This is a genomic window from Asticcacaulis sp. AC460 (assembly GCF_000495795.1).
Classification (GTDB): Bacteria; Pseudomonadota; Alphaproteobacteria; order Caulobacterales; family Caulobacteraceae; genus Asticcacaulis.
Genome location: NZ_AWGD01000003.1, coordinates 80,991 through 101,893, shown reverse-complemented (window position 1 = coordinate 101,893; position 20,903 = coordinate 80,991). Strand labels below are relative to the sequence as shown.

The window sequence follows — 20,903 nt, the reverse complement described above, 5'->3', positions numbered from 1 at the left end:
CTTGTCCTGTGGTGAAAACCGTAATCACATATCACGCGATGCCTTCAAGTCCTACCGGATATTGTCCTTCTGAGCAGCGGATTTGCCATGGGAAAACGCTAATCTAGCCCGATCCTCCGACTTTGAAAAGCCGCGGAGCCTATGCCCAAATCCCCTTGACTCCCCATACTGCTTATCATACACTGTATATCACACAGTATGTGTTATACAGTGTATGAGGCAGGGTATGGATGAAGAGGGCGACCTGTATGAAAGCCTGCGCGCGGAACTTCGCCGCGGTTCGCTGGGCCTGGCCGTTCTCGCCCGGCTGCGGGTCGAGCGTTACGGCTACACCCTGCGCCAGGCCCTGGCCGACGACGGGCTCGAAATGGAGGAAAGCACCCTCTATCCCCTGTTGCGGCGGCTGGAGAGCAAGGGGCTGCTGCTCAGCGAATGGCGCGAGGAGGAGAAGCGCAAGAAACGCTTCTACATCCTCTCACCCGCCGGTGAGGCCATGCTGCAACGTCTGATCCAGGAATGGCGGACCATCAATATATCGCTCGAGAAAATAACCGGGGAGCGTTGAACATGCTTGAAGACTATCTGCGCGCCGTATCGCGCCTTCTGCCGCGCTCGAAGCGCGACGACATCATCGCCGAGTTGCGCGACGAGATCCTGACGCGGATCGAAGCGAAGGAGGCCGAACTTGGCCGGGTCTTGACCGACGCCGAGACCGAGCAGTTGCTGCGCGATTTCGGTCACCCCATCGTCGTGGCGGCGCGTTACCGCGACGGCCCGCAATATGGCGTCGGACCGGCCCTGTATCCCTACTGGGCCTTTGCGGTCCGCTTTGCCGTCATCATCCAGGTCTGCGTCTCGGTGATCGTCTTCGCGGCCCGGATCTTAAGCGGCGGCGATATCGCCGAGGCCTTCGGTTCGGCGATCGGTTCCGGCGTCACCGGGGCCATGACCCTGATCGGGTTCGCCACGGTGGCGGCCTGGCTGGTCGAGCGCAAGGGTATCAAGGTCGACTATCTCAACGCCTGGCGCGTCCAGGATCTACGCTTTCTCGATTTCGCATTTTGGGACTGGACCGATGTCCAGGAATGGATGGCTCAAATGAACAGTTCAAAACACGGCACCATGACGGCCGGCTTCGATTTCAGCGATGACTTTCGGGCTATCGGGCGCTCGACGACCGGGCGCGGCATCGGCACCATTGTCGGCGGGGTGGTGCTGCTCCTGTGGTGGGTCGGGCTGCTGCGGTTCGGTTTTTCGTCGATTTCGTTCGATTTCGGCACCCTGGGCCTTGATCCCGGCGCCCTGGCTCAGGTCGACTGGCCGGCGTTCAAGGCTGAGGTCTTCGGACCGTTCGTCGCCTACTTCGCCGCCCTGATCACCTATGGCATGGTGGTGCTGGTCCACCCCGCCGGTGTCCGCCTGCGCGGCGCGATCGACATCGTCATCGGTGTGATGGCCATCGCTATCTCCGCCTGGATCGGTATGAGCTCTTCGATTGCGCCGGTGGTCGGGGTCGATAGCGTCGCCGAACTGATCGAACGCACCCTGGCCATGGCGGCGCATCCCGTGCCGGTTCCCCTGACTACGGTCGTGACCCTTATCCTGACCTTTACGGCGATCGGCGGGTTCTTCCGGGCCCTGCGGGGCCTGTGGGCTGTCGTGGTCGGCGCCTATGCTGAACGCTACCGCCTGGCAGGCCAATCAGCTTGACAGGCCAATCAGCTTGACAGGTAGGTCCGCTTGACAGGTCGGGGCGAAGCGGCGTTTTGATACGGCATGGAAAACCGGATCATACTTGACGAAGGGTTGAGCCCGGAGCAGATCGTCGCCGGTCAGCTGGCCGCCTACAATGCCCGCGACATCGAGATGTTCATGTCGTTCTGGGAGCTGGACGCCGAGATCTACCAGCATCCGGACACCCTGCTGTCCAAGGGTTATGGCGATATCCGTGCCCGCCACGTGGTGCGGTTCCTCGAGCCCGACCTGAAGGCGGTCCTGGTCAGCCGGACCGTGATGGGCAACAAGGTGGTCGATACCGAGCGGGTGACGCGCAACTTCCCCAACGGCAAGGGCGAGGTCGATGTGGTCGGGATCTATGAGATTCTGGACGGCCGGATCAAGAAGGCGTGGTTCCTGACCGGCCCACCGCGGATGGCTTCGGCGTCCTGAAACCGCTGCCGCGCTGGCCTCAGTTGTCCTTGACCATCTCGACACTGGAAGGACAGCCATCGGTCTTGCAGGGCAGGGCGTCGTTCCAGCGCAAAATCCGCACGACATTCTCGCCGGCATCGGTGCGCGGATCGACCGGCACGACGATGACCCGGCCATCGACCGGCGCCTTCAAAGTCGCCGTGACGTCACCGAAAGCATTGGTGATCACCGCGACCACGTCGCCCGTCTTGACGTCCTGGTTCAGCTTGACCTTGGTGTTGGCCCAGCCGCCATGGGGCGACTTGACCTCGTAGCTTTCGTTGCCGACGAAGGGCGCCGGGCCGGTCGTCGTCACCTGCCCACCCAACATGCCGGCGTCGATCATGACATTGCGGATGCCGGCCATGGCGCGGCCGATATAGGCCTCGTCCCAGACCTCGGCCGTACCCAGTTCATAGGTCACGGCCGGAATCTCGACCCCGTTGAGCATGTTCTCGACCGCACCTTCGATGCCCGGGTCCATATGGATGACGTCGGGGCGCAAAAGGTCGCCCAGATGCCGCGCCGCCCGGGTCTGGGCGAAGACGAAGGCGCCATAGGTGCCGCCGCGCGACTGGGTATGCAGGTCGATGGCGAAGTCGGCATTACCCATGAACAGTTGTGACCACAGCCGGGCGGCAAAGCGGGTCGCCGCGTCGGTATCGCCGGCTACGGCCTCGGGGTCCGACGGGATCAAGCGGTTGAGGTTGCCGCCGGCACCGCCATGGCTGGAGGTATAGGTCCGCGTCGAATGCAACAGGCCCGGCGTGTTCAGGCCCGGAATGGTCACCACCGTGCCGCTCAGGGTCTTAGGGTCCAGGTCCTGGGTCAGGCGCTGCAGCACGCCAATGCCGTTCAGTTCATCGCCGTGGATGCCGGCGGTCAGCAGGAAGTTGGGGCCGGGCTTCTCGCCCTTGACCACCACCACAGGCACGTACCAGGCCTGGCCGGTCGGGTTGTCGAGTGCCCGGAACCACAGTTTCGTACGCCCCACGGGCAAATCGGCGGCGTCCAGCTTTTCGATCACCCGCGCGCCGTCGATGCGATCACCGGTATAGAGGGTAGCGGCAGGGCAGGCCGTGGCAGCCATCAGGCTGGCGGCGATCAGGGGCAGAAGCAGTTTCATGGAACGTCCGGGGCAAGGCAGGACGGTACTATGCCCCGGTATGTTCGTGATCACAAGGGGCCATGATCAGGCCGGTTGCTGGGCGCGCCAGGCCAGGAAATCGGTGACGGCTTGTAGGGTGATGGCTTCCAGGTCGGGCTTGATAGCATCGAAATCGAGGTTGTCGGCCAGACGGGTGACCAGATCGCTGTTGGAATACTGGTCATAAACCGCCTTGTCGTCGGCGCTCATGGTCGACGGGTCGGCGTTTATGGACGGATCGCCGCCCTGGGCGACCAGTTGCTGGATGTATTTGATCTGCGACAGGCGCAGCAGCACCTTTAGTTCGTCCGCCGTGAAATCGTCGGCGCAACTGGCCGCCAGCTTGCGGTTAAGGGCGCTTTCCTCGGCATGCAGGCCGTCGGTGTAGAACTGCACAAGGCGGTTCTGTTCCGTCGGCGTGAAGGACTTGATGGTCTCGTCGGCCAGCAGCGTCTGGGCGCCCGCGCGGGCCATGACGTCGACGATCTTCAGATTGCCGAGCACCCGTGCGGTCAGGTCCAGCTTGACCGGATCGGTGGCCTGGGCGGCGGCCGGCGTGGCGATGGTGGTCACGGCCATGGCGCTGAGGGCCAGGGCGGCGGCGGTGAAGAGGGCTTTGAACGACATGGTGTAAGTTCCCTGAAGTGATTATTGGGCCTGAAAACGGGCCAGGGCGGCGTTACCGGCTTCGAGGACCAGTGACTCGGCAGGCTCTATCTGTTCCTTGCTAAAAAGTCGCGCGATGAAAGGCTGGGGCACCAGGCGGCTGAACAGGGCGCTTTCGGATGGCGTCATAGTGGCCGGGTCCGGCCGCGGACCAGAGGGGTTGACCCCGGCAAGGACAAGGTCCTGCACATACTTGATTCTGGAAAACTGGGCCGCTTGTTCCCATTCCTCGGCGGTCAGACGGTTGATATTCCCCTTGGCCATGACATCGATGATCGCAACGCGGCGGATTTCCATTTCCTCGACAGCCAGCGCGAAAAATCGCTTTTGTTCGGTTTCGGACAGGCCGCGGTAGTCATCATTGCCCTCGAATCCGTTACGCATACCGATCAGCATCAGGTCGAAATACCGCAGGTTTTCCAGGACTTCGCGCGAGAGGGTCAGACTTGCTTCGGACACCTCCGCAGGGGGTGTCTGCGCCGTGGCCGGGCTCAGCGGGAGGATGCAAAGCGAAACCCCAAAAAGGCCGGCCGCGAAGTTACGCACGAAGGTTGGGCGCATGGCGGCTGGTCCTTCCCGGACGGCTTACTGGCCGGATTCGAACTGCTTGACGATGGTGTATTGCGCCAGGCGCAGGTCCAGTTCGGCGGCCCGGTCGATCTTGCCGTCGTCGTTCAGGCGCATCCGCGTCATCTTGCGTTGCGGATCGATGTCGAAGGCGACGATCAGCTGCATCAACTCGGGCGAGGTCAGGATATTGGCCTGGTTGCGTGCGTTCAGATCGAGAATCTTGTCTTCGAGTTCGGTCTGGGCCACGGCGGCGATGGTCGCCAGGCGGACGCGGTCGGTTTCACTCAGCTTGCTGAAGTCGATATGGCGGGCGACTTCCTGGATGATCAGCTTCATGTGTTCGCGCGCCACGAAGTAGCGCACCAGCTCCTCGGTGCCGTCGACGCGGAACAGGGTGCGCGCCAGGCCGACGCGCTCTTCGAAGGCGGCATTGCCCGCCGGGACGGCGGCGAAGGTGGCGACCTCATCGGCCGTGCCGTGGTCGGGCTTGGCGAAAGCGGCGACGATGGCGCGGCCGGCTTGCTGGTCCCAGGTGGCGACTTCGGGCAGGGCTGTCTGGACGCCGAAGCCACTGGCCATGCCGAACGCCATGCCCGTGGGCTCGGCGTCAGGCGCAGTCAGCGCCAGCAGGTTGTCGAGGGTGCGTTGATCCGGGGCGGTGACAGCCGCGACATCGTTGCTGGGAATCATGCCGGGGGTGATGATGGCGTGACCGGTGTCCGGCTGCGACTTTTTCGAAGCCTGGCTACGGCCCAGGTTCTGCATGTAGGCGCCCAGTTGCTTCGACTGATCGGCCGACAGGGGCGCCGATCCTTGCGTTGACTGGGCGTGAACACACCCTGCCGCCATGACCAGGGCAAGAGAAGCAGCGATGAGACGAAAGCGTACGGACAAAATCTACTCCCCCGGAGGTATCGGAAAACTGCGGATCAGCTGGCCATCGATTCCTGGAAGGTCTTGATGATCTTGATGACGGCCTCGACCATGTACTGCTGGATCTGCTGGGTATTGGACTGGCTCTGGGTGAACTTGCCGGCATTGTATTTGGCGGCGGCGACCGAGGAGTTGGCGGCGATCAGCTGCTGGATCTCGTCGGTGCTGAAGGAGGCCGACTGGGCGACCGCGATGTCGTTGATCAGGGTGGCTTCGGTCTGGCCCAGGATGGTGCTGGCGATCGACTCGTAGCGGGCGCCGTCCGTGGCGGACAGGGCCGCCTGGCCGGACCGCTCGATCACGATCTGCAGGGTCGTCGACTTGGTATTACCGATGACGTTGCGGATGTTGCGCGACTGGCCGTTGATTTCCATCAACTGCTTGTACAGCTCGACCTTCTGCGCGGCATTGGCGGAGTCGGCGGAGTCGTTGAGCTGGGCCAGGGCGGGCGTGGCGGTATCGCCGGCGGCGACCGCGTACAGATTGGACGGCGCAGCGTCGACAATCTCCTGCGCCAAGACCGGCGAAGCAAGGACCGTAAATAACACAGCGGCGGCAGCGACGCGGATCGTCTTCATGACGAACATCCCCCGAAAGCCAAAAAGTAAACGGACGATAAACCGGGGGATGGCGGGTGGCAAGGCTTGAATCCGGGAAACCGCCGCATTCCCGTCACGACTGTGGCGGGAATGCGAAAGACTCGCTTTTTACGCTTATTCGCCGCGCGGCTCGACATATCAACGGCGGCGTGCGGTCGCACGCTGCGCTGCCCGAACGCGCCAGGCGCATTTCTGGGCCTGCCGGCGCTCAGCGTAAGCCAGGATTAAACCAGAGTGCCGTGGCAGTGCTTGAACTTCTTGCCCGAACCACAGGGGCAGTCGCCGTTGCGCGCGGTCCGCTCCCAGCCGGCCGGCAGGGCCGAAACCGGCAGGTCGGCGCGCTGATCCGGCGTCAGGTCGTCGCTCAGTTGCGGACCGCGGGCGTTCTCGCCGGTCAGCGGGTCGAGATGGACCTCCTGGAATTGGCGACGGGCATGTTCGAGTTGCTGCGTGAAGTCGGGCTCCGGTTCGGGCTCAGGCGCCTGGAAACGGATTTCCATGGTCATCAGCCAGCGGGTGACCGATTGGCGCAGATTGACCAGCAGCGCTTCGAACATGGTGAAGGCTTCGGTCTTGTACTCGTTCAGCGGGTCGCGCTGGCCGTAGCCGCGCAGGCCGATGACGGCGCGCAGGTGATCCAGGTGCATCAGGTGTTCGCGCCAGTGCATGTCGATCATCTGCAGCAGGAACTGCTTCTCCAGCGACTTCATCTGTTCGGAACCCAGCAGTTCCAGGCGCTCTTCCATCTTGCGGGCGGCAAACGACTGCAGGCGTTCCTCGAACTCCTCGTTGGCGATGCCTTCCTCGCCCGCCCAATCCTCCAGCGGCAGGTCCAGGCCGGTCAGGGCCAGGACGCGTTCCTTCAGGCCGGCAATATCCCACTGTTCGGCATAGGCCTTGGGCGGCAGGTGCTGATGGACCAGGTCGTGGATGGTGTCCTGGCGGAACTCGTTGATCAGTTCGCTCAGCTCGTCCGCGTCCATGAACTCCTGGCGCTGCTCGAACACGGCCTTGCGCTGGTCGTTGACGACGTCGTCATACTTCAGCAGGTTCTTGCGGATTTCGTAGTTGCGGGCTTCCACGCGCTTCTGCGCCGTGGCGATGGCGCCGTTCAGCAGCTTGTGGGTGATGGCTTCGCCTTCTTCGACGCCCAGCGACTTCATCATGGCGTTGAGGCGGTCGCCGGCGAAGATGCGCATCAGGTCGTCTTCGCACGACAGGAAGAACTTGGAACGGCCGGGGTCGCCCTGACGGCCGGTACGGCCGCGAAGCTGGTTGTCGATACGGCGGCTTTCGTGACGCTCGGTGCCCAGGACGAACAGGCCGCCGGCGGCCAGCGACTTCTGCTTCAGGTCGGCGACCTGGGCTTCGATCTCGGCGCGCTTGGCCAGCAGTTGCTCCTGGTGAACCTCGGCGCCGGCGGCGTCCTGGTCGGACAGCCACTTCTGCACACGCATGTCGACATTGCCGCCCAACTGGATATCGGTACCGCGGCCGGCCATGTTGGTGGCGATGGTGACGGCGCCCGGGACACCGGCGTCGGCGACGATCTCGGCTTCCTGTTCGTGGAAGCGGGCGTTCAGCACGTTATGCGGGATGCCCTTGCCGGACTTCCACACGATGTCATAGGCGTCTTCGCCGGCCTTCAGAAGTTCCTTCTTGTCGGCCTTGGCGAAGGCGGGCTTGAGGGTGCGCGACTGCTCGACCCGGAAGCTGTAATTGTTCAGGAACTGCGACAGGGTCTCCGACTTCTCGATCGAAGCGGTACCGACCAGGATAGGCTGGCCCTTGACGTAGCAGTAGGCAACCTGCGCGGCGATGGCGTTGTATTTCTCGACCTCGGTGCGATAGACCTCGTCGTCGTCGTCGATACGCTGGATCGGGCGGTTGGTCGGGATTTCCAGGACATCCATCTTGTAGATGTCGCCAAATTCCTGGGCTTCGGTGGCCGCCGTGCCGGTCATGCCCGACAGCTTGCCGTACATGCGGAAATAGTTCTGGATGGTGACCGAGGCCAGGGTCTGGTTTTCCGGCTGGATCTCGACCTTTTCCTTGGCTTCGATCGCCTGGTGCAGGCCTTCCGACAGGCGGCGCCCGGTCATCATGCGGCCGGTGAATTCGTCGATCAGGATGATTTCGCCGTCCTTGACGATATAGTCCTTGTTCAGGGTGTACAGCGTGTTGGCGCGCAGGGCCTGGTTGGCGTGGTGGACCAGCGAGACGTTGATCGGATCGTAGAGGCCAGCCGAATCCTCGGCCAGGTGGCCGCCGGCCAGCAGCATTTCTTCCAACTGTTCCGAACCCTGCTCCGACAGGAGAACCTGGCGCTGCTTCTCGTCCAGTTCGAAGGTCGCCGGATCCTGGATCATCTCCAGGATGGTGGTGTTGAGGATCTTGTACAGTTCCGACCGGTCCTCGGTCGGGCCCGAGATGATCAGCGGCGTGCGGGCTTCGTCGATCAGGATCGAGTCGACTTCGTCGACGATGACGAAGTTGTGGCCGCGCTGGACCATGTCGGTGCGGCTGTAGGCCAGGTTATCGCGCAGATAGTCGAAGCCGAATTCGTTGTTGGTGCCGTAGGTGACATCCGAACCGTAGGCCTGCTTGCGCTGGGTCTGGGACAGGCCCTGGACGATGACGCCGGTCGTAAGGCCCAGGAAGCGGTAGACGCGTCCCATCCATTCGGCGTCGCGCTTGGCCAGGTAGTCGTTGACCGTGATCAGGTGGACGCCCTTGCCGGTCAGGGCGTTGAGATAGACCGGCGCGGTGGCGACCAGGGTCTTGCCTTCACCGGTGCGCATTTCGGCGATACCGCCCTTGTGCAGGATCATGCCGCCGACCAGCTGGACGTCGTAATGGCGCTGGCCGATGGCGCGCCAGGCGGCTTCGCGCACGGTGGCGAAGGCTTCGTCCATCAGGCTGTCGAGCGAGGCGCCCTTGGCGATGCGTTCGCGGAAGAGAACCGTCTGGTTGGCCAGCTGTTCGTCGCTCATCGCCTTCATTTTCGGCTCGAGGGCGTTGATCTTCTGGACGCGGGTCATATAGCCGCGAACCTTGCGATCGTTGGAGGAGCCGAAAAGCAGTTTGGCGATAGCCAGCATTGGTAGACCTTGTTTTACTTGTGTCCTCAAGGCCTGCCGTCCCTGTGCGGCGGCAAATTAGCCCATTGGATGTAGAGGGTTGAGTCGAGCGGCGCGAAGTTTCTTGTATGTGACCTGACGTTCACCGTAATGAAACGGGTTCTGGGTCAAATAAGCCGGAAAAAGCGCTTTTCAAGCACGGGCACTGACTTAAGCGGCAGAATGGTGTATGTCAACGCAGCCGCCCCGTGTGAACAATATTTAGGGGCCCTGGAGCGGGATGGCGTTGGTAGAATCGCCATCGGGCTCCAGATTTTTTGGTTTGGCGCGCAATTTACCCGAAAAGTGCTGCACACTTTATCGGATTGCGCTCTAGGGGATAGTTTATGATCGGACGCCGCGGTTTCCGCCTCGCCTTGACCTTGCTCGCCGCCGCAACCCTTGGCCTGGCGGCCTGTAACAAACCCACCGTTACCGACCGGCCGCCGGAACCCGGCGACATTGCCGTGGCCAAGATCGACAGCGAAACGGTATGGGCGTCCGACGTCCGCGCCGAAGCCGTCGCCCAAGGCGCCATCGGCCCGGGCGAGCCGCTGGACCCGACCTCGGACCTGTTCGCGCGCACGCTGGAAGAGGTGATCGACCAGCGTCTGCTGGCCAAGGCCGCCCGCGCCAAGGGACTGGACAAGTCCGTTGCCGCCCAGCGCCGCCTCCAGGCCGCGGAGGATCGGATCCTCGGCGACATGCTGGTTGAAAACACCATCGATCGCGACATCGATGAAAAGGCGATCAAGGAACATTACGACGAACAGGTAAAGCTGTCGAAGCAGTCGGAGGAGATCCGCACCCGCGTCATCCTGCTGAAGAGCAAGGATGATGCCGACAATGTGCTGAAGGCCGTTCAGGGCGGTTCGCTGTTCGAAGCCATGGCCATGGAGCGTTCGATCGACCAGACGACGCGTTTCTCGGGTGGCGATATGGGCTATTTCACCACCGATATCATGCCCCAGGCCTATAAGGGCGTCCTGTCGACGGCCAAGGTCGGCGATACGGTTGGCCCGGTCCAGACCGACGGCGGCTGGGCCATCCTGCGCGTCGAGGACCGCCGGCCGGAACAATTGCCGTCGCTGGAGGAAGAGCGTCCGATTATCATGCGCTACCTGATCTATAACCAGGTTGCCGGTTTGCTGGACGGCCTGCGCAAGGGCGCCAAGGTCGAGAAGCTGATCGAGAAGTCGGCGCTGAGCGACACGGCGGGCCAGGAGCCGGCCAATGCCCCGGCACATGCGGCTGAGGATTCGGCCAGTGCCGGCGAAGAGGCGAGTGCGTCGGCGTCTTCGGGCGGCAAGGGCAAACCGGTGGCCTTGTCGGTGCCGATGGGGGAGGCCAAGGGCGGCTCGTCGAAGCTGATCGGTACGGCCCGGGGCGGGTAGAGATAGTCTGATACCTCCCCACGCCTCTTTGCGTGGGGAGGGGGACCGCACGAACGCGCCCCGCCGAAGGCGCAGCGCGTGAGATGTGGTGGTGGGGCGACTTTCTTCCGGAAGCGCTGAAGCCGGCTACTCCGACAGCAAGTCGCCCCACCACCATTTCGCTACACTTCGCTTTGCTTCGTTCCGCTTATGGTCCCCCTCCCCACGCAAGAGGCGCGGGGAGGTATCAGAGATTTCTAATTACCGCCTCGCCTCACCGGATTGCTGGTTCTGACCTGACCCTTGCCGGTCTGGTGCTTGCCCGTGTGCTTGCCGTCACCCTTGGTCTTGCCGCCGTTACCCGCCTGGCCATCCTCCGTCGGAGTGGCCGCCGGATCGGACGGATCGGCCCCTCCGCCACGCGGACCCACGGCCTGATCGAAGGCACGACCGCCGATATCGGGCCGTCCGTCCGTGGCCGGCGTGACCCGTCGACGGTTGCCACCTTCCTCCTGGTCTCCGCCATAGGAACTGCCACCCTTGTCGCCGTCGACATCGCCGCCCGAACCGTCGTCACTGTCGTCCGAACCGCCCTTGCCCGGCTCGACCACCACCTTGACTTCGTCGAACACCACCCCGCCCTGGGGCTCGGCCTCTTCCACCTGGACATCGATCTCATCGACCCGGACGCCGCCGCGGCCCTGGTCGCCGCCCTTGCCCGTATCCACCGTCGCCTGGAAATCGCGGACTTCAACCCCGCCGCCGGAGCCCTGGGCCGGAGCGCCACGCTCTTCAACCTGAGCATCGAAACTGTCGATGACGATGGCGCCGGCCTGTCCCCGCCGGCTCCCCGGTCCCGGCGTTCCCTGGCGACCGCCGGGACGATCCGGCGCGCCGCGGCTACCCGGTGCATCCGCCGGCGTCGCCGAGCGATCGTCGCCGGTCCGTGCCGGGGCCTGACGGGGCTTGCCGACCTTTGCGGTTTTTGTCGCCGGCGGGTCCTTGTCACCAGCCACAGCGCATGGCGCCGCTACGGCCACGGCCAGTGTAAACATCAGTGCGAACGGTTTCATGTCACAGCCCCTCAGCCACGCCCCACCATAACGCGGTTTTACCCTCAGGGTAAGGTGCCGAAAAGCGTTGGCGAAGCGGACGCTGTCTGATAAGGCCACCCGGAGTTTTCAGCCTAGTTTTTTGGGAGACGCGCCATGACCAAGCCGCCAGCCTCATCGTCCAACCCCATGGCCAGTCTGGCGGCGCAGGGCCTGGAGCGCGCGCTCGATCCGTTCACCACCGCGATTTCCCGTGTCGTCCAGAAAGGCGCCGAATTGACCTCCAACCTCGTTCATGGCCCAGAGTCGCCTAAAGAACCGGCGAAGCCGGCGGCTGCCGCACCGGGCAAGCCCGGCCTGGCTGTATCGCCGTTGGCCGTACCCCTGCCCGACATGCCGCCCGTCGGCGGTGTCACGATGGCCACCGACCGTGCCGGCTTCTACAAGCATGAGCGCAAGGACGTTCTGCTGATGCAGTTCGCGCAGGGCACGACCTGTGCCGGCGTCTTTACGCGCCACACCATTGGTTCGGCGCCGGTCGATTGGTGCAAGAAGCAACTGGATGCCAATGAAGGTCAGGATGTCCGCGCCCTGGTGTGCAATGCCGGCTGCGCCAATGCTTTCACCGGCAAGCTGGGTGCCGACGCGGCGCGGCGGACAGCGTCGGCCCTGGCGCGGCGGATCGATTGCCGCCAGCGCGACATCATGCTGGCTTCGACCGGGGTGATCGGCGTGGTGCTGGACGATTCCAAGATCGCGGCGCGGCTGTACGAGCTGGAAAAGAACCTGCGCGCCGATGCTTGGCATGAGGCGGCCACGACCATCATGACCACCGACACCTTCCCAAAGGGCGCTTCGGCGGTGGCCGAGATCGATGGCGTCAAGGTGCGCATCAACGGCATCGCCAAGGGCTCAGGCATGATCGCGCCGGACATGGCGACCATGCTGGCCTTCATCGCCACCGACGCGACGCTTTCGCCGGGCGTGCTGCAAAGCCTGCTGGCTCTGTTCACCCGGACCACCTTCAATTCGGTGACGGTGGACGGCGATACCTCGACCAATGACACCTGCCTGCTGTTCGCCACAGGGGCGGCCGGAGCGCCGCGCATCTCACGCGCCGGCGACAAGCGCCTGGCCGACTTCAAGACCAAGCTGGAAGCGGTCATGCACTCGCTGGCGACCCAGTTGATCCGTGACGGCGAGGGCGCCACCAAGTTCGTCAAGGTCAATGTCACGGGTGCGGCCAATCCGGCCTCGGCACGGAAAATCGCCAAGTCGATCGCCGAAAGCCCGCTGGTCAAGACGGCGCTGGCCGGCGAAGACGCCAACTGGGGCCGGATCGTCATGGCGGTCGGCAAGACCGAGGAACCGGTCGACCGCGACCGGCTGGGGATACGTTTCGGCGACCTGGTGGCGGCGGAACAGGGCGCCGTGGCGCTGAACTATTCCGAAGCCGCCATGAGCGCCTATATGAAGAATGCCGAGCTGGAGATCGGCGTCGATGTCGGTGTTGGCCGGGCCACGGCGCATGTCTACACCTGCGACCTGACGCACGGCTATATCAGCATCAACGGGGATTACCGCAGCTGATCAGTTGCCGACAATATCTTCCGGCTTGAGGTCTTTCATCGTCACGTACTGGCCGAACCAGCCGGTTGACGTCTTGAACATCGACACCCGGATAAAATAGGGCACCTTATCGGTGTAGATGATGTAGTCGCGGACGACCAGGCGGTTGCCGGCGGTCGTCGTCTTGATCAGATCGTAATCGAACGGCACTTCATAATAGGTGCGCAACTGGTCCATGGTTCCGGCCAGTTGCGAGATGAGGTCCGGTTCGTTGACAGTTTCGGGCAGCATGAAGGCTGTAAAGGCTTCGGTGGTCTTGCCCTGGTTGGCCGTCTTGAAGAAAATGTCGACCTTGGTGTCGATCGCCTTGAGGTCGGCCGCCGTTACCTCGGCCATGGCGGTAACGGGAAGAGCCAGGATGACGGCCAGAGATATCAGTATTGCGCGCAGCATCGAATGCCCCCTCGGTTGACTGACTCGACTATGGACGCGGCCCCGCGGCGGCGCAAGCCCTTCCACAGTGCCGCAATCGCTGCTAGATCGGCCTTTTGCCGGATCGCCTGTCATGAAAACCGTTCTTGTCGTTGCCGCCGCCCTGGTCGATTCCGAAGGCCGGGTGCTGATCGCCCAGCGGCCCGATGGCAAGCAACTGGCCGGTCAATGGGAGTTTCCCGGCGGCAAGGTCGAACCCGGCGAAACACCGGAAGACGCCCTGATCCGCGAACTGGACGAGGAGCTGGGCATTACGGTCAAGCGCGCCTGCCTGGCGCCGTTCGTCTTTGCCTCGCACACCTATGACGACTTCCACCTGCTGATGCCGCTCTATCTGATCCGGCGCTGGGACGGCGAACCGGAAAGCCGCGAGCACAAGGCGCTGAAATGGGTGCGGCCAAACCAGATGCGCGACTATCCCATGCCGCCGGCCGATGTGCCGCTGGTGGCGTGGCTGTGCGACTTCATATGACGCCGCTGGAGGTCTCGCTGTCCAGGATCGTCGCCGCCGCGCCCGATGCCGGCGACTGGTGGCTGATCGGCAGCGTGGCGGCCAGACTGTTGGGCATCGATCTCGAACCGCAGGACGTCGATGTGCTGGGCTCGCGCGCCACCATCGAAGCCTTTGCCGGTAATCTCGGTGGCGGCGTGGTCGCGGGGTCCGGCAGCGACCGTTTCCGCTCGACGCCGTTTGTGCGGGTCGAGATCGACGGCGGACTGCCGGTCGAGCTGATGGGCGACCTGCATGTCAACAGCGACGGATGGCTGCCGTTAAAGGTTAAGACGCGCGTCGCTGTCGCGACGGTTGCGGGCGTGGTCTATGTGCCGTCGCTTACCGAGCAAGCCGAGATCTTCGAGACCTTCGGCCGGCCCAAGGATCTGGAGAAGGCCAGGTTGATAAGGTTGCCGCCGGTTAAGGATTAATCTTCAGGTAAGGTTGGTTAATTTTAACCGCATTTACACACTTTCCGTTAGGGCGGGCGTGGCAGGATAACCGTGTTCAGGGAGATACCCTATGCTTCACGGCCCAGAATTCCGGTCCGGCATGAGCCCGGACGTCGCCGATTATCGCGCCCGGCGCAAACACGGCCGCCATCGTGGCGACCAGGCCGTCAAGGGCGGCCGCAAGGGCCTGTCCGGCCTTATTTTCATGGCTGTCCTGGCCATCGCCTTCATGGTGTGGACGCACAACGGCACGCTGAACAGTTTGATGCAGGTGGTGATGGGGACGGGCTGTGCGGTGGCGCATCACCTGGGCCGGCCGCGCACCGGCGACACCAACTTCTGGGCCGACGGCAAGTTCAACGAAAACGGCGGCTGTGAAGGCGCCGGTTAAAGTTTGCCTTCCTTGACGCCCAGCGCATCGGCCAGGCGGGTTTTCGCCGAACCCGGCCGCAGCGGCTTCTGCTGCGATTCATGTGCCTTCCAGCCGGACAGGGTGATGATCTCGAAGGTCGCCGTAATGCGGCCTTCGTCGTCGGCAAAGTGCTCGAAATAGAGCTCGGTCATGCGCTGGAGCAGGGCGCGGTTCAGCCCCTTGCGCGGCCGGTCATGCAGGATGTTGCTCTCGGCCATGGCGCGCAGGTCGGCCATCAGCCGCAACGGATGCTCGTAGGACACCGTCACCCGGTCGGAATCGACCACCGGCATCTGGAATCCGGTGCGCTTCAAAAGGTCGATCAGGTCGGCGCCCTCGGCAAACGGCGCGATGCGCGGGCCATAGCCGCCGCGCACCTCGATTTCGGCCTCCATCAGGCAGGCGCGCAGCTCTTTCAAGGTCTCGCCACCGAACAGGGTGCCGATGAACAGGCCGTCAGGTTTCAGCGCGCGGCGGATTTGCACCAGGACACCCGGCAGGTCGTTGACCGTATGCAGCGACAGGGTCGATACCACCAGGTTCAGGCTGTCGTCGCCGAAGGGCAGGGCCTCCTCGTCCAGGATCAGCCGCGCCGGGCCGGATTGCTGCGCCGACAGGGAAGGGGACAGGTCGCTTTCGATCAGCAGATCGATCTTGCCGGCGGCCGGCGTCATGACCAGTTCCCGACCGAAACGGCCATCGCCCGAACCCAGTTCGAGCGCGACGTCGAACTGCCGGTTGATCGCCGACAGGGTCAGCAGGCTGTCCTCGATCGCCCGTTCACGCAAAAAATGGGCTTGCGCGAAACCGCGTGCGGCGCGATTTCTACGTGCGGCCAACAATTGGCGGTCAAAGAGGCGGGGCGGGGAATCGGACATGGGCACGCAGGCATGAGGAGACTGTCGAGCTATGTAGGTCAGTTCCGCTCCGAGGTTAAGGCCTTCGGTGAAGATCATTTGAGCTGGGCGCATGTCAGCGGCGTTGCACGCCAAGCCATGGACTTGGTGTTTCCGCCGCATGGCCTGGGCGAAACCGAGGAGGCTGACGCCGGAGGGATCGGCATGGAGGCCGGGCGGTGGTCGCGCATCCGTTTCCTCGACCGCGACGGCTGCGACATGTGCGCCCGGCCGTTCGACGGCGGTCTGCACCTGGGGGTGGACGGACGGTGCTCGGCGTGCGAAAGCGACCCTTTTCCGTTCAGCCGCGGTCGGGCAGCCTGTCTCTATTCCGAAGCGTCGAAGGGCGTCATCCTGGGGTTCAAGCACGGCGATCGGCTGGATGCCCGCCCGATGCTGACGCGGTGGCTGGAACGCGCCGCTGCCGATATCCTGAGCGACTGCGATATCGTGGCGCCGGTACCGTTGCACTGGCAGAGGTTGCTTGAGCGGCGTTATAACCAGGCGGCGGAACTGGCCCGGCCCTTGGCGCGGCGCTTCGGCAAACAGTATCTGCCCGACGGCCTGAAACGCGTCCAGATGACCAAGTCCCAGGGCCATGCCTCGGCCCAGATGCGTTGGGACAATGTCCGCAAGGCGTTTGCCGTCAGTCCTTCCGGCGCCAAGGCGGTCGCCGGTAAACGCGTGGTGCTGATCGACGATGTGTTTACCACGGGCGCGACCCTGAAGGCCTGCGCCCGCGAACTGCTGACGGCCGGCGCCACCCAGGTCGATGTCGCCGTGCTGGCCCGTGCCGTCCAGGAGAAGTCCTAAGGGCTCACCGCACACGCGTACCCTTTAAGTTTAGCAACCATTTTCCTATATAGTCTTGACGAAAGCCGTGACATCATCCGGTATGTCTATGTGTTTGTGAGTTTTGCATGGCCAAGATCGAAATCTATACCAAGCCCTACTGCCCCTATTGCGAGCGCGCCAAGGCGCTGCTCGAAGACAAGGGTGCCGAGTATAAGGAGATCGTTGCTTCGAACGATCCCGACCTGCGCGCCGAGATGAACAGCCGCTCGGGCCGCTATACCTATCCGCAGATTTTCATCGACGGCCTGCATGTCGGCGGCTGCGACGACCTGATGGCGCTGGAGTCGCGCGGTGGTCTCGATCCGCTGCTGGCGGCCTAAGTGACCCTCGCGGTTGCACTGGTCCAACTGACCACGCCGGCGGATGCGCAGGCGGCGCAGTACCATGCCGAACCGTTGATCCGTGAGGCGGCGGCTACGGGCGCGCAACTGATCCTGCTGCCAGAATGCGCCAACCTGGTCGAACAGCGCAGCGAGTTCAAGGCCGGCAAGGTGGCCACCGAAGATGACGATGTCTTTGTCCTCGGCGTGCGCGAGCTGGCGAAAGAGCTCTCGGTCGCCATCCTGATCGGTTCGGTCATTGTGGCCTCGGGCCGCGATCACCGCGCCGCCAACCGAACCCTGCTGGTCGGACCGGACGGCGAGATTCAGGCGCGCTACGACAAGATTCACCTCTTCGATGCCGACACCCCGGACGGTAAGTCCTATCGCGAAAGCGCCACCATGTGCCCGGGCGACCAGGCGGTGGTCGCCGACACGCCGCGGGGCCGGCTGGGCCTCAGCATCTGCTACGACGTCCGCTTTGCTTACCTTTATCGCGAGCTGGCCAAGGCCGGTGTCGACATGATCGCGGTGCCGGCGGCCTTTACGGTGCCGACCGGGCGGGCGCACTGGGAAATCATGCTGCGGGCGCGGGCTATAGAGACCGGCGCCTTTATCCTGGCCCCTGCCCAAGGCGGCGCCCATGAGGATGGCCGCCACACCTGGGGCCATTCGCTGGTGGTCAATCCGTGGGGCGAGGTTATCGCCCGGCTGGATCACGACCGGCCGGCCGTGCTGACGGCGACGCTGGATCTGGCGGAGGTGACGCGGGCGCGTCAGGCCCTTCCCCAACTGCGGCATGACCGTGCTATAGGTCGTTTATGATCAGGTATGCGTTGAGATGTGAAGTCGATCACGAATTCGAGGCGTGGTTTGCCTCGTCGGACGGCTATGACGAACAGGTCCGCCAGGGCCTGGTGCAGTGTCCGATGTGCGGCACCCAGAATGTGACCAAGGCGATCATGGCGCCGCAGGTGCGTACCTCCAAGGGGGCAGACGCCGGCCTGGCCGAAGCCCAGAAGGCGGTGGCCGAAGCCATGCATCGCCTGCGCCAGCATGTCGAATCGACCCACGACTATGTCGGTTCGTCGTTTGCCAGCGAAGCACGCGATATCCATGAAGGCCTGGCGCCTGACCGGCCGATCTATGGCGAAGCCACCCCGCAGGAGGTCAAGTCGCTGGTCGAAGAGGGCGTGCACGTGGCGCCTTTGCCGGTGTTTTCGCCCAAGACCGATGATGGTGCGCCCAAGCCCGTGCCGGCCGGGCAGGAGACGACCACGCCGGCGAACCGGAAGTTGAACTGAGGGCGCTGTAGAATCCCCTCTCCCCGTTTACGGGGAGAGGTTAGGCGCGGGGCGGCGAGCCTGAGGGGCGGGGCGTCTTCGGAGCGCTCCGTCCTCTGAAGGCCCCTCAGGCTCGCCGCCCGCCCCGTCGCGTTCACTTCGTTCCGCTCTCGTCCTCTCCCCGCAGGCGGGGAGAGGTAAAGTAAAAAGGCCTCCGTCACCGGAGGCCTTTGATATTTTAAGCTTCTTCCGTCGCGGCGTCTTCCTTGCGCTTGCGGGTGCGCTTGGGCTTGGCCGGGGCCTCGTCCTCAGCCGCCGCGGGCGGTTCGGCCGCCGGAAGCGGCGTCGGACGCGACAGGAAGGCCGGGAGCTGGCTCGGATCGACCGCCTGCGGCTTTTCACGGCGTGCGCGCGGCTCGCGGGCCTCGCGGACCGGCGGCTGGGCGGCGACCGGTGCTTCCACCGTCGGGGCGGCTTCCGTCAGCGACGACGGGGCGCGGCCGGCCGGAACCCCCAGGGGTTCGGTCGATGCCACAAAGGCCGCAGCTTGAGGCTGGGTCGGCGCGTAGGAGCCGTTCAGATTGGCTTCCTGTTCGGCAAAGCGCTGCAGACGGCGGCGCTCGTAACGTTCGCGGCGGGTTTCGCGGCGGCCGTCCGGACCGATTTCGCCCTCGTCGCGTGAGTCGCGCGGTTCGAAGGTCCGCGGCTCGGTGCGTTGGTTGTTAGGACGTTCGGTATTGGGGCGATCGCCGTTGGGACGTTCGTTGTTGTTACGGAATTCGCGATCACCGTTTTGGCGGTCACCATTGTTGCGGAATTCGCGATTGCGCTCGCCATTTGGACGGTCGCGATCGCGGTCGCGATTTCCATTACCATTGGGCCGGTCGCCGTTCCCGCGGTCACGTTCGCGTCCACGCTCATAACGTGCCTGCTCTTCGGCCTGGGCCTGGTCTTCGACAACGGCCTCGGCTTCGACTTCGGTGTTTTCGTTCTCGATATCGTCGTCGTAATCGTCCCAGGCCGAGGCGAACGGATCGCGCTGCACGAACTCCGACACCGGCCGCTGGGGCTGCATCTGGCGGATCATGCGGAAATAGTGTTCGGCATGCTGCAGGTGGTTTTCCGCCAGCACGCGGTCGCCGGACGAATTGGCGTCGCGCGCCAGCTGCTGGTACTTTTCGTAGATGGTCTGGGCGTTGCCGCGAACCTTGGTGCCTTCGGGACCGTTGGACTCGTAGGCGCGGTTCGGGTTGTTCTGGTTCCCCGACGAAGGCTTGCGGTTACGGTTACGTTGCCGCTTCATGCCCCTGAAATCTTTCATGTGTACGTACGTTCTCTCTTGCGCCCGCCTGGTGTCTCAGGGTTCGGCGGCGCTGTGCTAAAAATCTTGCCGTGAAGCCGCGCGAAAAACTCAAAGGTCGCGGTGATCAAGCTTGCAAGTGTGTCCTGGCTATCATGGCCGGCGCCGGGGCCGTTGTGGCCCTGCCAGCGCGCCTTCGCCGGTATCCCTGACGCGATAATGCCCGGAAGGACTTAAGAAAGTTCCAAGGCGCGTTCACGGTGGGAGGAAGACCTCTATCTGTTAGCGCCGTTTATACGCCCTGCCAAGTGTTTTTTTATGACGGCTTTGTGGCGGTGACGACACGCGGCAGGTTGGACAGGTCCAGCCAGGTCGCCACATCCAGGAATCCGGCGTTTTTCATAAGGTTTTCAACGTCTTGTGACTGGTCGAAACCGATTTCAAGCCAAGCCTTGCCGCCGGGCTTCAGCAGGCGGAAAATTTCCGGCGCCAGTTCTTCGTAGGCCGTCAGACCCGTCGGGCCGCCGTCCAGGGCCAGCATCGGGTCGTGATTCCGCACTTCGGGGTCCAGGGTGGGAATCACATCGGACCGGATATAGGGCGGGTTGGAGGCGACGATGTCGAAGCTTGCGTCGGCCAGTCCCGAGCCCCACGAGGTGCGCAAAAAGGCGGCGCGGCTGTCCAGGCCAAGATTGGCAGCATTGTCGCGGGCGACCGCCAGGGCCTCCTCCGAGATATCGGTGCCCAAGCCCCTGGCCGCCGGCCGTTCGGCCAGGACCGAGAGCAGGATGGCGCCGGAGCCGATGCCGAGATCGGCCATGGTGAAGGCATCCGATGGCTGGCTCTGCTTGAGGATCATGTCGACGATGACCTCGGTTTCCGGCCGCGGGATCAGGACGTGGTCGCTCAGGTTCAGCAGTAGCTTCCAGAACCCCTTGCGGCCCAGGATACGGGCGACCGGCTCACGCTTTTCGCGGCGGGTCAGGTAGCTGTTCAGCGTCTCTTCCTGCTCGGCGGTCAGTTCGCGGTAGGGGTCGGTGATGATATCGGTGCGCGTGGCGTCGGTGGCGGCTTCGAGCAACAGGCGCGCATCGATGGCGGGCGAGTCGATATGAACGGCTTTCAGGCGCTGCTGCGCGCCGGTCCAGGCTTTGACGAGGGTAATGGGCATGGCGCTGCTTT

General features: G+C 63.7%; 23 protein-coding genes. 12 read left to right on the top strand and 11 right to left on the bottom strand.

The window, feature by feature from the left end; genetic code table 11:
- Positions 1-226: 226 nt before the first annotated feature.
- From ABAC460_RS27040 to ABAC460_RS27035, 3 genes are all read left to right on the top strand, one after another.
- Positions 227-565: a PadR family transcriptional regulator gene (locus tag ABAC460_RS27040; RefSeq protein ID WP_023451704.1), complete on the top strand. Its 339-nt coding sequence runs from the start codon at positions 227-229 to the stop codon at positions 563-565.
- Between the two features lie 2 nt (positions 566-567).
- Positions 568-1,710: an HAAS signaling domain-containing protein gene (locus ABAC460_RS48050; protein ID WP_023451703.1), complete on the top strand. Its 1,143-nt coding sequence runs from the start codon at positions 568-570 to the stop codon at positions 1,708-1,710.
- Positions 1,711-1,776: 66 nt separating this feature from the next.
- Positions 1,777-2,169: a nuclear transport factor 2 family protein gene (locus ABAC460_RS27035; RefSeq protein ID WP_023451702.1), complete on the top strand. Its 393-nt coding sequence runs from the start codon at positions 1,777-1,779 to the stop codon at positions 2,167-2,169.
- A 19-nt stretch (positions 2,170-2,188) separates the two neighbouring features.
- Here the strand turns inward: ABAC460_RS27035 and ABAC460_RS27030 are convergent, their stop codons facing one another.
- The 6 genes from ABAC460_RS27030 to secA form a co-directional block, all read right to left on the bottom strand.
- Positions 2,189-3,316, bottom strand: coding sequence for a succinylglutamate desuccinylase/aspartoacylase family protein (locus ABAC460_RS27030; protein ID WP_023451701.1), 1,128 nt, complete (start codon positions 3,314-3,316; stop codon positions 2,189-2,191).
- A 66-nt stretch (positions 3,317-3,382) separates the two neighbouring features.
- Entirely contained in the window at positions 3,383-3,964 is a 582-nt protein-coding gene (locus ABAC460_RS27025; protein WP_023451700.1) for a hypothetical protein, read from the bottom strand.
- Between the two features lie 21 nt (positions 3,965-3,985).
- On the bottom strand, positions 3,986-4,564 hold the full coding sequence (locus tag ABAC460_RS27020) for a hypothetical protein (protein WP_023451699.1): 579 nt from the start codon (positions 4,562-4,564) through the stop codon (positions 3,986-3,988).
- Between the two features lie 24 nt (positions 4,565-4,588).
- Entirely contained in the window at positions 4,589-5,467 is an 879-nt protein-coding gene (locus ABAC460_RS27015) for a hypothetical protein (protein ID WP_155914552.1), read from the bottom strand.
- A gap of 35 nt (positions 5,468-5,502) precedes the next feature.
- Positions 5,503-6,084 carry a hypothetical protein gene (locus ABAC460_RS27010; protein ID WP_031236294.1) on the bottom strand — a complete coding sequence of 194 codons (582 nt, stop codon included), beginning with the start codon at positions 6,082-6,084 and terminating at the stop codon, positions 5,503-5,505.
- 245 nt (positions 6,085-6,329) lie between these two features.
- Positions 6,330-9,206 (bottom strand): preprotein translocase subunit SecA, encoded by a 2,877-nt coding sequence (secA, locus tag ABAC460_RS27005; protein ID WP_023451696.1) that lies wholly within the window; start codon positions 9,204-9,206, stop codon positions 6,330-6,332.
- A 365-nt stretch (positions 9,207-9,571) separates the two neighbouring features.
- Between secA and ABAC460_RS27000 the strand changes: the two genes are divergently transcribed.
- The gene (locus ABAC460_RS27000; RefSeq protein ID WP_023451695.1) at positions 9,572-10,618 is read left to right on the top strand and encodes a peptidylprolyl isomerase; all 1,047 of its coding nucleotides are present in this window, start codon (positions 9,572-9,574) and stop codon (positions 10,616-10,618) included.
- A gap of 236 nt (positions 10,619-10,854) precedes the next feature.
- Here the strand turns inward: ABAC460_RS27000 and ABAC460_RS26995 are convergent, their stop codons facing one another.
- The gene (locus ABAC460_RS26995; RefSeq protein WP_023451694.1) at positions 10,855-11,670 is read right to left on the bottom strand and encodes a hypothetical protein; all 816 of its coding nucleotides are present in this window, start codon (positions 11,668-11,670) and stop codon (positions 10,855-10,857) included.
- A 135-nt stretch (positions 11,671-11,805) separates the two neighbouring features.
- On the opposite strand from ABAC460_RS26995, the gene argJ reads away from it, so the two are divergent.
- The gene (gene argJ / locus ABAC460_RS26990; protein ID WP_023451693.1) at positions 11,806-13,239 is read left to right on the top strand and encodes a bifunctional glutamate N-acetyltransferase/amino-acid acetyltransferase ArgJ; all 1,434 of its coding nucleotides are present in this window, start codon (positions 11,806-11,808) and stop codon (positions 13,237-13,239) included.
- Here the strand turns inward: argJ and ABAC460_RS26985 are convergent, their stop codons facing one another.
- On the bottom strand, positions 13,240-13,671 hold the full coding sequence (locus tag ABAC460_RS26985) for a hypothetical protein (RefSeq protein ID WP_023451692.1): 432 nt from the start codon (positions 13,669-13,671) through the stop codon (positions 13,240-13,242).
- Between the two features lie 112 nt (positions 13,672-13,783).
- Between ABAC460_RS26985 and mutT the strand changes: the two genes are divergently transcribed.
- From mutT to ABAC460_RS26970, 3 genes are all read left to right on the top strand, one after another.
- Positions 13,784-14,182: an 8-oxo-dGTP diphosphatase MutT gene (gene mutT, locus ABAC460_RS26980; protein WP_023451691.1), complete on the top strand. Its 399-nt coding sequence runs from the start codon at positions 13,784-13,786 to the stop codon at positions 14,180-14,182.
- Positions 14,167-14,634: a hypothetical protein gene (locus tag ABAC460_RS26975; protein WP_155914551.1), complete on the top strand. Its 468-nt coding sequence runs from the start codon at positions 14,167-14,169 to the stop codon at positions 14,632-14,634. The genes mutT and ABAC460_RS26975 overlap by 16 nt, the downstream gene beginning before the upstream one ends.
- A gap of 91 nt (positions 14,635-14,725) precedes the next feature.
- Complete coding sequence (locus tag ABAC460_RS26970; protein ID WP_023451689.1) at positions 14,726-15,046, top strand: hypothetical protein; 321 nt, start codon at positions 14,726-14,728, stop codon at positions 15,044-15,046.
- Here ABAC460_RS26970 and ABAC460_RS26965 read toward each other — a convergent pair.
- Complete coding sequence (locus ABAC460_RS26965; protein WP_031236292.1) at positions 15,043-15,945, bottom strand: methyltransferase domain-containing protein; 903 nt, start codon at positions 15,943-15,945, stop codon at positions 15,043-15,045. The two genes, ABAC460_RS26970 and ABAC460_RS26965, sit on opposite strands and share 4 nt — an antisense overlap.
- Before the next feature lie 12 nt (positions 15,946-15,957).
- Between ABAC460_RS26965 and ABAC460_RS26960 the strand changes: the two genes are divergently transcribed.
- From ABAC460_RS26960 to ABAC460_RS26945, 4 genes are all read left to right on the top strand, one after another.
- Positions 15,958-16,776, top strand: a complete 819-nt coding sequence (locus tag ABAC460_RS26960; protein ID WP_023451687.1) for a ComF family protein — start codon at positions 15,958-15,960, stop codon at positions 16,774-16,776.
- Positions 16,777-16,883: 107 nt separating this feature from the next.
- On the top strand, positions 16,884-17,138 hold the full coding sequence (grxC, locus tag ABAC460_RS26955; protein WP_023451686.1) for a glutaredoxin 3: 255 nt from the start codon (positions 16,884-16,886) through the stop codon (positions 17,136-17,138).
- A complete protein-coding gene (locus tag ABAC460_RS26950) occupies positions 17,139-17,963 on the top strand; it encodes a carbon-nitrogen hydrolase family protein (protein ID WP_023451685.1) in 825 nt (274 codons plus the stop codon).
- The gene (locus ABAC460_RS26945) at positions 17,960-18,442 is read left to right on the top strand and encodes a DUF1178 family protein (protein ID WP_023451684.1); all 483 of its coding nucleotides are present in this window, start codon (positions 17,960-17,962) and stop codon (positions 18,440-18,442) included. Before ABAC460_RS26950 ends, ABAC460_RS26945 begins: the two co-directional genes overlap by 4 nt.
- Positions 18,443-18,659: 217 nt before the next feature.
- Here ABAC460_RS26945 and ABAC460_RS26940 read toward each other — a convergent pair whose 3' ends face one another.
- Entirely contained in the window at positions 18,660-19,724 is a 1,065-nt protein-coding gene (locus ABAC460_RS26940; protein WP_023451683.1) for a DUF4167 domain-containing protein, read from the bottom strand.
- A 313-nt stretch (positions 19,725-20,037) separates the two neighbouring features.
- Positions 20,038-20,892: a peptide chain release factor N(5)-glutamine methyltransferase gene (gene prmC, locus ABAC460_RS26935; RefSeq protein ID WP_023451682.1), complete on the bottom strand. Its 855-nt coding sequence runs from the start codon at positions 20,890-20,892 to the stop codon at positions 20,038-20,040.
- Positions 20,893-20,903: the final 11 nt, after the last annotated feature.

What these genes read in the sequence shown, in the direction of transcription:
- ABAC460_RS48050 (WP_023451703.1), top strand. Translation starts at nt 568, where the DNA reads ATGCTTGAAGACTATCTGCGCGCCGTATCGCGCCTTCTGCCGCGCTCG.
- ABAC460_RS27025 (WP_023451700.1), bottom strand. Translation starts at nt 3,964, where the DNA reads ATGTCGTTCAAAGCCCTCTTCACCGCCGCCGCCCTGGCCCTCAGCGCC.
- ABAC460_RS26985 (WP_023451692.1), bottom strand. Translation starts at nt 13,671, where the DNA reads ATGCTGCGCGCAATACTGATATCTCTGGCCGTCATCCTGGCTCTTCCC.
- argJ (WP_023451693.1), top strand. Translation starts at nt 11,806, where the DNA reads ATGACCAAGCCGCCAGCCTCATCGTCCAACCCCATGGCCAGTCTGGCG.
- ABAC460_RS26945 (WP_023451684.1), top strand. Translation starts at nt 17,960, where the DNA reads ATGATCAGGTATGCGTTGAGATGTGAAGTCGATCACGAATTCGAGGCG.
- grxC (WP_023451686.1), top strand. Translation starts at nt 16,884, where the DNA reads ATGGCCAAGATCGAAATCTATACCAAGCCCTACTGCCCCTATTGCGAG.
- ABAC460_RS27000 (WP_023451695.1), top strand. Translation starts at nt 9,572, where the DNA reads ATGATCGGACGCCGCGGTTTCCGCCTCGCCTTGACCTTGCTCGCCGCC.
- ABAC460_RS26940 (WP_023451683.1), bottom strand. Translation starts at nt 19,724, where the DNA reads ATGAAGCGGCAACGTAACCGTAACCGCAAGCCTTCGTCGGGGAACCAG.
- ABAC460_RS27035 (WP_023451702.1), top strand. Translation starts at nt 1,777, where the DNA reads ATGGAAAACCGGATCATACTTGACGAAGGGTTGAGCCCGGAGCAGATC.
- secA (WP_023451696.1), bottom strand. Translation starts at nt 9,206, where the DNA reads ATGCTGGCTATCGCCAAACTGCTTTTCGGCTCCTCCAACGATCGCAAG.
- ABAC460_RS27010 (WP_031236294.1), bottom strand. Translation starts at nt 6,084, where the DNA reads ATGAAGACGATCCGCGTCGCTGCCGCCGCTGTGTTATTTACGGTCCTT.
- ABAC460_RS27020 (WP_023451699.1), bottom strand. Translation starts at nt 4,564, where the DNA reads ATGCGCCCAACCTTCGTGCGTAACTTCGCGGCCGGCCTTTTTGGGGTT.
- ABAC460_RS27030 (WP_023451701.1), bottom strand. Translation starts at nt 3,316, where the DNA reads ATGAAACTGCTTCTGCCCCTGATCGCCGCCAGCCTGATGGCTGCCACG.
- ABAC460_RS26995 (WP_023451694.1), bottom strand. Translation starts at nt 11,670, where the DNA reads ATGAAACCGTTCGCACTGATGTTTACACTGGCCGTGGCCGTAGCGGCG.
- ABAC460_RS26965 (WP_031236292.1), bottom strand. Translation starts at nt 15,945, where the DNA reads ATGTCCGATTCCCCGCCCCGCCTCTTTGACCGCCAATTGTTGGCCGCA.
- mutT (WP_023451691.1), top strand. Translation starts at nt 13,784, where the DNA reads ATGAAAACCGTTCTTGTCGTTGCCGCCGCCCTGGTCGATTCCGAAGGC.
- ABAC460_RS26970 (WP_023451689.1), top strand. Translation starts at nt 14,726, where the DNA reads ATGCTTCACGGCCCAGAATTCCGGTCCGGCATGAGCCCGGACGTCGCC.
- ABAC460_RS27040 (WP_023451704.1), top strand. Translation starts at nt 227, where the DNA reads ATGGATGAAGAGGGCGACCTGTATGAAAGCCTGCGCGCGGAACTTCGC.
- ABAC460_RS26960 (WP_023451687.1), top strand. Translation starts at nt 15,958, where the DNA reads ATGAGGAGACTGTCGAGCTATGTAGGTCAGTTCCGCTCCGAGGTTAAG.
- prmC (WP_023451682.1), bottom strand. Translation starts at nt 20,892, where the DNA reads ATGCCCATTACCCTCGTCAAAGCCTGGACCGGCGCGCAGCAGCGCCTG.